This is a genomic window from Roseixanthobacter psychrophilus, from assembly GCF_043195195.1.
Lineage (GTDB): Bacteria > Pseudomonadota > Alphaproteobacteria > Rhizobiales > Xanthobacteraceae > NCEH01.
Genome location: NZ_JBAFWT010000035.1, coordinates 39,383 through 49,025 on the forward strand (window position 1 = coordinate 39,383; position 9,643 = coordinate 49,025).

The 9,643-nt window shown below is 62.8% G+C and carries 9 protein-coding genes, 1 pseudogene and 1 CRISPR repeat array; of the genes and pseudogenes, 7 read left to right on the plus strand and 3 right to left on the minus strand.

Annotated elements, in window-relative coordinates; all coding sequences use genetic code 11:
* Positions 1 to 36 precede the first annotated feature (36 nt).
* From V5F77_RS22715 to V5F77_RS22730, 4 genes and pseudogenes are all read left to right on the plus strand, one after another.
* Positions 37 to 444 carry a hypothetical protein gene (locus tag V5F77_RS22715; RefSeq protein ID WP_429007628.1) on the plus strand — a complete coding sequence of 136 codons (408 nt, stop codon included), beginning with the start codon at positions 37 to 39 and terminating at the stop codon, positions 442 to 444.
* Positions 441 to 1,637, plus strand: coding sequence for a COG3904 family protein (locus tag V5F77_RS22720; protein ID WP_429007629.1), 1,197 nt, complete (start codon positions 441 to 443; stop codon positions 1,635 to 1,637). The genes V5F77_RS22715 and V5F77_RS22720 overlap by 4 nt, the downstream gene beginning before the upstream one ends.
* 99 nt (positions 1,638 to 1,736) lie before the next feature.
* Positions 1,737 to 2,273: a 3'-5' exonuclease gene (locus tag V5F77_RS22725; protein ID WP_429007630.1), complete on the plus strand. Its 537-nt coding sequence runs from the start codon at positions 1,737 to 1,739 to the stop codon at positions 2,271 to 2,273.
* 74 nt (positions 2,274 to 2,347) lie between these two features.
* A pseudogene (locus V5F77_RS22730) lies at positions 2,348 to 3,514 on the plus strand (CRISPR-associated endonuclease Cas3''); the annotation flags it as partial.
* Between the two features lie 63 nt (positions 3,515 to 3,577).
* Here V5F77_RS22730 and V5F77_RS29445 read toward each other — a convergent pair.
* From V5F77_RS29445 to V5F77_RS22745, 3 genes are all read right to left on the minus strand, one after another.
* A complete protein-coding gene (locus V5F77_RS29445) occupies positions 3,578 to 4,018 on the minus strand; it encodes a hypothetical protein (protein ID WP_449317026.1) in 441 nt (146 codons plus the stop codon).
* A 54-nt stretch (positions 4,019 to 4,072) separates the two neighbouring features.
* A CRISPR array of direct repeats spans positions 4,073 to 5,568; the repeat unit is 32 nt; unit sequence GTCGCCCCTCACGCGGGGGCGTGGATCGAAAC.
* A gap of 104 nt (positions 5,569 to 5,672) precedes the next feature.
* Complete coding sequence (locus V5F77_RS22740) at positions 5,673 to 6,224, minus strand: recombinase family protein (RefSeq protein WP_429007632.1); 552 nt, start codon at positions 6,222 to 6,224, stop codon at positions 5,673 to 5,675.
* Positions 6,225 to 6,551: 327 nt separating this feature from the next.
* Positions 6,552 to 7,334, minus strand: a complete 783-nt coding sequence (locus V5F77_RS22745; RefSeq protein ID WP_429007633.1) for a LuxR C-terminal-related transcriptional regulator — start codon at positions 7,332 to 7,334, stop codon at positions 6,552 to 6,554.
* A 97-nt stretch (positions 7,335 to 7,431) separates the two neighbouring features.
* Between V5F77_RS22745 and V5F77_RS22750 the strand changes: the two genes are divergently transcribed.
* The 3 genes from V5F77_RS22750 to V5F77_RS22760 are packed head-to-tail and all read left to right on the plus strand — an operon-like array spanning position 7,432 to position 9,531.
* Entirely contained in the window at positions 7,432 to 8,079 is a 648-nt protein-coding gene (locus tag V5F77_RS22750; protein ID WP_429007634.1) for an acyl-homoserine-lactone synthase, read from the plus strand.
* Positions 8,039 to 9,331: a cytochrome P450 gene (locus V5F77_RS22755; protein WP_429007637.1), complete on the plus strand. Its 1,293-nt coding sequence runs from the start codon at positions 8,039 to 8,041 to the stop codon at positions 9,329 to 9,331. The genes V5F77_RS22750 and V5F77_RS22755 overlap by 41 nt, the downstream gene beginning before the upstream one ends.
* Positions 9,328 to 9,531, plus strand: coding sequence for a hypothetical protein (locus V5F77_RS22760; RefSeq protein ID WP_429007635.1), 204 nt, complete (start codon positions 9,328 to 9,330; stop codon positions 9,529 to 9,531). The genes V5F77_RS22755 and V5F77_RS22760 overlap by 4 nt, the downstream gene beginning before the upstream one ends.
* Positions 9,532 to 9,643: the final 112 nt, after the last annotated feature.

The window sequence follows — 9,643 nt, forward strand, 5'->3', positions numbered from 1 at the left end:
TCGCTTCATCACATGGGGGAAAGCATGAAAGTTCTGATGAAAAACCCGAAGACGGGCGAGCTCAAGCGCATCAAGGTCGGCTGGAGCTGGGTCCTGTTCTTCTTCTCCACCGTCTTTGGCATCCCGCTGTTCCTGCGCCGCCTCTATGTCTGGGGCATCCTGATCAACGTGATCAATTTCTCCTACAGCATCACCGAGAGCGTGACCGACCTCGAGCCGAAGGAGATGGGGACGCTCGTCCTCATGGTCTGCCTCCTCGATCTCGGCCTCTCGATCTTCTTCGCCATCAAGGGCAACGAACTGACGGCCAAGAACTATCTGGAGCACGGCTGGGTGTTCGCCGAACCGGATTCGCAGGAGACCTGGTACGCCAAGACCAGATGGAGCCTCGCCATCGACCGACCGCCCTCTCGCACCGAGCCGACCATGCGGAGCGAGGGATGATCTCTCGCGCGAGATGTATCTTCGCAAGCGTTGCCGCCGTCGCCCTCCTGGCGATGGCGGCTCCGGCATCCCACGCGGAAGAGCTGGATTGCGATGCGCCGGACTATCGCCCGGCCGATTTGCGCAAGCCCATGCGCTTCTTCTCCCCGCCGAACGCAGCCTGCCGGGGCAATGCGCTGGAAAGCGCCGACCTCGCCGTCGGCATGATCACGCCGGAGACGCCGCAGGCCTTCGCCGCCTTCGCCCGCGACAATCCCGATGGCGGCATGCTGCAGTTCGTCTCGCCCGGCGGGGATCTCGCCTCCGCCGCCAAGCTGGGCGAGCTGATCCGCAAGGCCGGCTTCGGCACCAGCCTCGGGGAGATCTGCGTCGGCGCCTGCGCCTATACCATCCTCGGCGGCGTGAAGCGCTACATGATCACGCAAGACCCCGGCGCCGAGGACCAGGGAGATCAGTTCGACCGCTTCGAAGGCGCCACCGGCACCCGGCTCGGGGTGCATCAGTTCTCGTTCTCGGGCACGACGGCCTACGCCCAGCAGATCATGGGGCGGCTGATCGACTACACGCTGAGCATGGGCATCGATCCCCGCTTCCTGGCGCTGGCGGCCAAAACGCCGGAGGGCTCACCCCGCTGGCTCACCCCGGACGAGATGCGCGCCTGGAATATCGACAACACGGCGCGCCGCTATGCGCCGCTCAGCCTAGAGGCCGCCGGTGGCATGGGCACAGAGATCGGCGCCACTGCCGAAGTGGCCAGTAACCGCTTCGACGACACGACCCGCCTGCGCCTGTTCTGCCGCAGAGGCCGCAAGACCCCCCTCGTCGCCTTGGTGTTCCAGCCGGGCTCTCGCGATACGGCTCTGGGCCAAAAAACCAGCCGGCCAGACGATGTGCTGAGCATGCTCGAAAACCTCGACATGGAGGTGCGCTTCGAGCGCGGCGGCACGCTCAAAGTCGCCGCGCGTGTGCTCGATATCAAGCCCAGCCCCACCGCCGAGGCGCCGTTCCAGCTGATCGCCGTTCTGGAGCTCTCTGGCGTGTCGTTCCAGAATCTGGAGGCCGTGGTCGCGGTCTCCTTCCTGGATGCCGGCGATCTCTCCCGCGCCGACTGGTCGATCCAGGACGCCCTGCGCTTCCGCGTCTCCGGAGATCGACGGCTGATCCACCTCGCCATGGCCAATTGCACTGAGTGAGCTGTCGCCAGTCTGGACGCCGTACCCCATGGAGTAAGGTGACGGTATCCGGGATAAGGCGATAGGAGCTTTCTCCAGATGTAGGGCAAGGAGCAGCAAGTGCCGACGATCCAATGGCCTCTGCGCATCATCGATTTTGAGGCGAGTTCTTTGGAGGATGGCGGATATCCCATCGAGGTGGGACTTGCCGTTTGGCCGGCGTTGGACGAGCCCATCCGGACGTGGTCGGCGCTTATCCGGCCGACGCAGGATTGGAACGACTTCGGCCATTGGAGCGAACTCTCCGAAGACGTGCACGGCATCGACCGGGCCGAGCTTGCCACAGCCGAGCCGCCGATGGTCATCGCGAGGACCCTGAATCAGCTCTTCGGCAGCGGTCCAGTCTGGTGCGATGGCGGCCCCTTCGACGCCTATTGGATGGATGCCCTGTTCGAGGCGGCGGGAATAAAGCCGAGCTTCGCGCTGCGCAGCTGGGATGGTCTGCTTCGCGAACTTGGCGATGAAGTTAGCGAGGGGATACGGGATCAGCTGGAACACGCCGCAGTGCGGCACCGGGCCGGCGAGGATGCCGCAATGCTGATGGAGGCGCTTGCGGCTGGGGTGAGGCCGGAGAGGCGGTTGCAGAAACCCTTCTAATTCCGTCATTGTCGTCGGCAGGGCGTGCACGAAAGGTGTCCGTCTTTGGAGGAGCGGCTCCCGCCTGAAAGCTCATGGTCAGCGTTTACGCCCACTCCCTGCGTGATCGACCCAAGGAATTGTGGGAAACCCTTGCGGATCATAGCGCCGCCGTAGGTGCGCTTGCGGCTGAGTTTGCCGCGCCTTTGGGATGTATGGAGCTTCTGCGCCTTGCGGGACATTTGCATGACATCGGCAAGGCTTCGGGCGAATTCCAGGGCTATATTTGTGGTGATCTCCCGTCGGGCGGCGATCACTCCTCCGCCGGGGCGCGGATCGCGCTGGATCGCTACGGGAAGACTCTCGGCACGATCCTCGCCGCCATTATCGCGGCCCATCATGCGGGACTGGCGGATGGCGCGGATCTGAACCGGCGCATGGAAGCCGCTGCGCGGTTGGTGCCGGACGGCTGGCAAGAACATGCCGGTGCGCTGCCCGAGTCGGCGATGTTGAAGCCAAGCATGGCTCCCGGCAAGGCAGGCCCCAAAGGCTTTATGCAGAGCTTTCTTGTCCGGATGCTGTTCTCCTGCCTCGTCGATGCCGATTTCATCGCCACCGAGGATTATTACGCGCGGGCGACCGGCAACAAGGTGGAGCGTGGCCAGCACACGGACCTTGCCGTGCTGCGCGATCGGCTGCGCGCCGATATGGCCGCTATGGTAGCCGCCCGCGCGGGCGCGCGGCTGACGCCGCTCAACGCATTGCGCGCCGACATTCTCGACCATGCTGTGGCCAAGGCGCCGCTTCCGCCAGGACTTTTCAGCCTCACCGTACCCACCGGCGGCGGCAAGACGCTCGCCTCTCTTTCCTTCGCGCTGGAACATGCGGTGCACCACGGCCTGCGCCGGGTCATATTCGTAATTCCCTACACTTCGATCATTGAACAGACGGCGCAGGTGTTTCGAGAAGCGCTCGGGTCATCTGATGACATCCTTGAACATCACGCCAGTTTCGATTGGGAGAAGGCGCGCAGCCTGCGCGAGGCCGACGATGAATCCCCCGGCGCCCTCGCAAAGCTGCAACGGGCGGCGGAGAATTGGGACGTGCCCATCGTCGTCACCACGGCGGTGCAATTTTTCGAGAGCCTGTTCGCGAACCGCACCTCGCGCTGCCGCAAGCTGCACAATATCGCTGGCAGCGTGGTGGTGCTCGACGAGGTGCAGACGCTGCCGCTGCCCTTGCTGCTGCCGAGCCTGGCGGCATTGGAGGAACTGGCGCGCACCTATCGCACCAGCGTGGTGCTGTGCACCGCCACCCAGCCGGCCTTACGGAAAGTCGATGCGGCGCTGCGCGACAAGAACAATCAGCCCATCGGCCTCGACCTGCCGGCGGAACGCGAATTGGCCCCCGATCCGGCAGGGCTCTACGAAAAGCTGAAGCGCGTGGCGGTGGAGCGGATGGCCGACCCCATCGCGGACGAAGCCATCACGGCGCGCTTTGCCGAGCAGCCGCAGATGCTGTGCATCGTCAACACGCGCCGGCATGCGCGGGCGCTGTTCGATGCGATCGGCGATCTTGACGGTGCGGTGCATCTCTCCACCCTCATGTGCGCCCGCCATCGCCGCATCGTCTTGGCCGATCTGCGGGAAAAACTGAAGGCCGGCAAGCCGGTGCGGCTGGTTTCGACCTCGCTGATCGAGGCGGGCGTGGACATCAGCTTTCCCGAAGTGTGGCGCGCCGCCACGGGGCTGGACGCCATCGCCCACGGGGGCGTGGATCGAAACAAACTGATTCGCCAGAAAGTCCCCTGCAAGGTGGAGGTCGCCCCTCACGCGGGGGCGTGGATCGAAACCGCCAAACAATTAATTAGGTTAGCTAATAGCGAAAGTCGCCCCTCACGCGGGGGCGTGGATCGAAACAACTGCCGCGACGTGGCGCCCGCTGGCATCGGGGCGTCGCCCCTCACGCGGGGGCGTGGATCGAAACAAGCAGCTTCATGTGGCGCGGCGCATCGCTCCTGGTCGCCCCTCACGCGGGGGCGTGGATCGAAACTTGGCCTGCGCCCGCTGTGCGGCCGTCCAGTGATGTCGCCCCTCACGCGGGGGCGTGGATCGAAACGCTTTCTTCCGTGTCGCTGCGGTGCTCTACCTCTAGTCGCCCCTCACGCGGGGGCGTGGATCGAAACACGTAGTCATAACGCGGCTGCGCGGCTTTGCGGTGTCGCCCCTCACGCGGGGGCGTGGATCGAAACGTCGAGCTGGCCGGATCGGGCACCGCCGGCACCGGTCGCCCCTCACGCGGGGGCGTGGATCGAAACGCGCGCGTCGCTCAGCTCACGCGCCAGTTCGGCTGTCGCCCCTCACGCGGGGGCGTGGATCGAAACAAAAGGTCATCCAGGCAAAAAAGGATATCGACGATGTCGCCCCTCACGCGGGGGCGTGGATCGAAACAGGTTCGTGATGAATTCGAACGTGATGCCGTTTCGTCGCCCCTCACGCGGGGGCGTGGATCGAAACAGGGCTTCACCATGGGCTACTCGGCGGGCCTCGTCGTCGCCCCTCACGCGGGGGCGTGGATCGAAACAGGTAAGGATTGGCGGGGATTTCCCGCAGGCGACGTCGCCCCTCACGCGGGGGCGTGGATCGAAACCAGGGTCGCCGTGACCTACGGTCAAGTTGATGCGGTCGCCCCTCACGCGGGGGCGTGGATCGAAACACGGTGTATCTGTCCCGTTTCTGTCCCTTGGATCGTCGCCCCTCACGCGGGGGCGTGGATCGAAACCACACGCCCTCTCCATTCTGGAGGCCTGTGCGGAGGTCGCCCCTCACGCGGGGGCGTGGATCGAAACTTTACGTCCCCGCGCGGTGGTGAAGACCTTCCGTGGTCGCCCCTCACGCGGGGGCGTGGATCGAAACTTGCCCATGTGGCCGACCAGGAACTCGGACCAGTAGTCGCCCCTCACGCGGGGGCGTGGATCGAAACAGCATGGCCTGGAGCTTGCTGACGGACGACTTCGCGGTCGCCCCTCACGCGGGGGCGTGGATCGAAACAAGACGCATCTCTGCGGGCGCAAAAAGAAGCGCTGTCGCCCCTCACGCGGGGGCGTGGATCGAAACGCCAAAGGACAGACGCCGTTCGATGCCCTTTACAGTCGCCCCTCACGCGGGGGCGTGGATCGAAACGAATAGCTGGGCGACGTCGAGATGCGCGTCCTCAGTCGCCCCTCACGCGGGGGCGTGGATCGAAACGTCGATGCCACCGACACGACGGACGAGGATGCGGCGGTCGCCCCTCACGCGGGGGCGTGGATCGAAATACCTGGATAACTGTCTGAACAGAGAGCCCTCCCTGTCCGCAAATCCACTCGAGGCAGCGATCCAGTTCGTGCGCACCGAACGCACATCTGGCATAGAGGTGAGGTTAGTCAATGGGTCCGATACGGCTGATGGTGGCCTTGCTCACGCCTGTGATTCGCGCTAGCTCGCGCACGCTCTCTCCTTCCGCCCTTCGCTTGGCAACGAAGGCACGCTGATCGGCCGATAGCACGTGCTTGCGGCCGAATCGCACGCCTCGCGCCTTGGCGCGAATGCGGCCTTCTCCTGTGCGTGTTCTGATCAGCTCTCGCTCGAATTCGGCAAGGCCACCAAGCACGGTGAGCATGAGGCGACCATGCGGCGTTGTGGTATCGGCCCAGCCGTCGCCGAGAGACTTGAACGCGGCGCCGTGCTCAGCGATCTCGGCGAGAATATTGAGCAGATCGCGCGTCGAACGGGCCAAGCGATCAAGCCGAACGACGAGGAGCGTATCACCCGCCTTCAAGGCGGCCAGGCATTTTCGCAACTGCCGACGGTCCGTTTTGGCGCCGCTTGCCGTCTCTTGGAAAAGCTTCTCGCAGCCGGCGGCCCTGAGGTGTTCGATCTGGCTATCTAAAGTCTGCCCATCAGTTGAAACGCGCGCATAGCCAACAATCATTTACGCATTATGAGACTATATTATGAGACAATCAACGCGTTGATATTTCAGCGCATAAATATCGTCTCATATATTTTGATTTTTGAGACGGTGCGCCGAGAGTTCGTTTTCTTGGGATTGGCCGGGAAAGACCTAGTCGAAGGCCGCTCCGGAATTCGCCTGCAGCGAGCATGTTGGCCAATTTTTGCTGGCTCCGTATTAAAATTGAGTCCTTGATGCATCAGCGTCGACTGGCGGCTTCGCTGCCGATGTCGGACGTGCCATGGCAGGGAGATTTCCGCCCTGATATCTCCATCTGCCGTGGCGCGTTCCGCCAATTGATTTCGGCTATATATCGATAAGATTTAGATACAACGCTTTGACCACTGCATGGGTCTTGTTCGTCGCTGATAGTTTCTTCATGGCGTTCCTAATATGTGTCTCAACTGTATCTTGTGAGATGCGCAATATGTCCGCTGTATCCGAGACCGTCTTTCCCCTTGCTGCCCAACTCAACACATCGCGTTCACGGTCCGTGAGAGAAATCGCCTCGGGCAATTCAGGGGAAACGTCCCGAAAACGCGGACGCCGGCGCCTTTCCTCCTCTGAAAGATCCACCACCCTCTGCGCCCAATAGAGCATCACGACGTGCAGATGGGAGCGGTTGTGGAGAAGTGCGAACCGAAATCGCGCCAGCGTGTCCGTCCAAAAGAAGGTCACGGCGCTCGAATAGGCGCGCCCGAGCGAATCCACATAATGGAAGGGAACGACGAGACCTTCTCTGAACCCGTGATCCCATGCCGCCATCATCGTTTTCAACGGCCCAGGAATGCGCTTTCCGGCCCGTTTTGGCAGTTTCACCGAGGACCAATCAAACGAAATATTGATCCGCCGCCAGGTCGAAATAATGGGATCCACGTGAACGAACCCCTCAGAGCGATAGGAACGCGCCCAGGCGCCCGGGACTGTCGTGATGACGATGGGATTATCGTCCCCCGGCCTCAGGGCGTCGATGAAGGTGTAAGAGGAAAAGCCAAAATTCTCGGCAATCTTTTGAAGGACGGCTGTCAGTTCGTCGATGGACGCAGCGCTTTCTATGCTTGAGATCGCTTCGTCCAGATCCCATGCCATGGCCACCGTCTCCCCCGGATCAAAACTCACGGTTTCCCGTGATACCGAAATATTACTGCTTGGCTAGAGTCCTTCCAATGCAATTGGGGGGCCAATAATGCAGCCGACCGGATTGACCGCAAATATCTTCTATTCAGGATCCTACAGAATTCTGGCGGACGATATCTTCAGATTGAGAAAATCCATATTTGTCAATGAACTTGGCTGGATACTTACGTGTGTCGAAGGCCGCGAGATGGATCAATTCGACCGCAACGACACGATACATTGCGGCCTGTTCCTCGATGGCGATCTGATCGGCACATTTAGAGCCATCCGTTGCGACCGGCCGTACCTCAGTGCCTCCGTATTCCCGCGCCTCGCGTCGCATAAGAGCTACCCCGACTGCGATGGGTGCTGGGAGATCAGCCGCTTCGGCCTTCTGAAGCAGCATCGGCGTCACGCTGCGGCGCTTTACGCCGTGATGTTTGGCTTCGGTTGGGCACGCCGCGCGCGGGCCCTGGTTGCGCTTGCTGACGCCACCTATGAGCGCTTCCTTCAAGCCTCCGGCATTGTGACCGTCCGCTATGGCGAGATGCAGGTGATCGGGGTCGACAATCACGGCCGCGATATCCCAGCCGTGGCGGGCGAAATCCCGATGGATGCACAGGCGCCCGCCCTGGTGGCCCGTATGCGCGCCCTTCTTCAAACCGTGGAGGTCTCCGATGAGACACTGGTTCTCGGACCTCGTCGCATTTCGGCGTGATCCCCTCACGTTCTTCCTGGATCGCGGGTCGCGCGCCCAGTCGCCTCTTGAGCGCCTGGCCATGGGGCCGGGCGACGTGTTCCTGGTCTGCGATCCGCAGGTCGTGCGCCAGATCCTCAAGGCGCCGACGGCGGACATCGATAAAGGCAGGCTTATCCAGAAGCTGAGCGCGGTCATCGGGCGCAGCTCCATGACGCTGTCGGGCGAGGCTCACGCGGCGCGGCGGCGGGTGCTGCATCAGCAGATGGCCCGCGGGCTCGCCGCCGGCTATGTGCCGCAGATCTCCGCCTTGATCCGGCGGCAGGCCGCATCCCTTGCGCAAGAAAGTGCCTTCGATGCGCACCACACGACCGCCCGGCTGACCTTGCGGGTGATCTGCATGATTCTCTTCGGCGCCGGAGCGCTGACGCAGGCAGATGAAAACCTGCTCATCGAGGCGATCCAGGAGGTGGAAGACGATCTCGCGGCGGACATGTTCCGGGTGCTCCCGCACTTGCCGTGGGTCGCGCGGGCAAAGGCCGTGAGGATGCGTGCCACCCGGGACAAGATGGGGCTCGTGGTCACCCGAGCCCGGATGCGCGCTGAGGAGAGCAGCCTTCTGGTTGCGCTCGCAGCCCTCGACCTTTCCGACGAGGAAATAGCCGACGAGGTGTTGTTGCTGCTGCTCGCGGGCCACCACACCACAGGCTCGGCGGCCGCCTGGCTGCTCTACCATCTGGCGCAAGATCCGGAACTTTGCGAAGAGATCGCGGGGGAGGCCAAAGCCGTCAGCGACGGGGCCGGCGAGCCGATCGCGGCGCGTCTTCCCACGGCGACGAAAAGTCTGGCGCTAGTGCGCGAAGTGCTGCGCCTTTACCCCTCGTCCTGGTGGATGTCGCGGGAGGTGCAGAGGCCGCTTGAACTCGGCGGCCAGAAGCTGAAGCGGGGGGCATCGCTCCTGATCAGCCCGTGGCATCTGCACCGGGATCCGCGATTCTGGGAACGCCCAGAACGGTTCGAACCGTCGCGCCCGCACAACGGGCCAGCCTATATCCCGTTCGGATCTGGTCCTCGGGCGTGCGTGGCTATGGGGTTGGGTTTGCTCGAACTCCAACTCGTCGCCCTGGAGTTCGCCTCCGCCTATCAGATCACTCCGTCAAGCGAGCCCGCCGACCGACCGCGCCCGTCGATCACTCTGATTCCTCCGGCGCTGCCGCTGCGGATCGCGTCACGGATCCAACCCATTCCACTCAACCAAGCATGGGCGACATGATGACAAGCGTCAAAAATAAAGACGCGGCAACGAACATCAATGATGCCGACGCGCCTCCGGCCGATCCGAAATTCCTGATCCAGTTTCTTGCCTACGCCATCGAAGAGGCGAAGGCTATTGATGACACGGTCGGTTTGCTGGTGTCCGCGGCGGTGTATCGCCTCGATCAGTTGATCGGAAAGCGGCCAAAAAGGAGGTAGTCAAGCGGAAGGTGCGCCGGCACAAGAATGGCCCTTATCCTGAGCGTGCCTCGCCGATCCCGTTAAGGAATGCGAGCAATGCTCATCCACTTCGGTGTGAACGGTGAAGTCG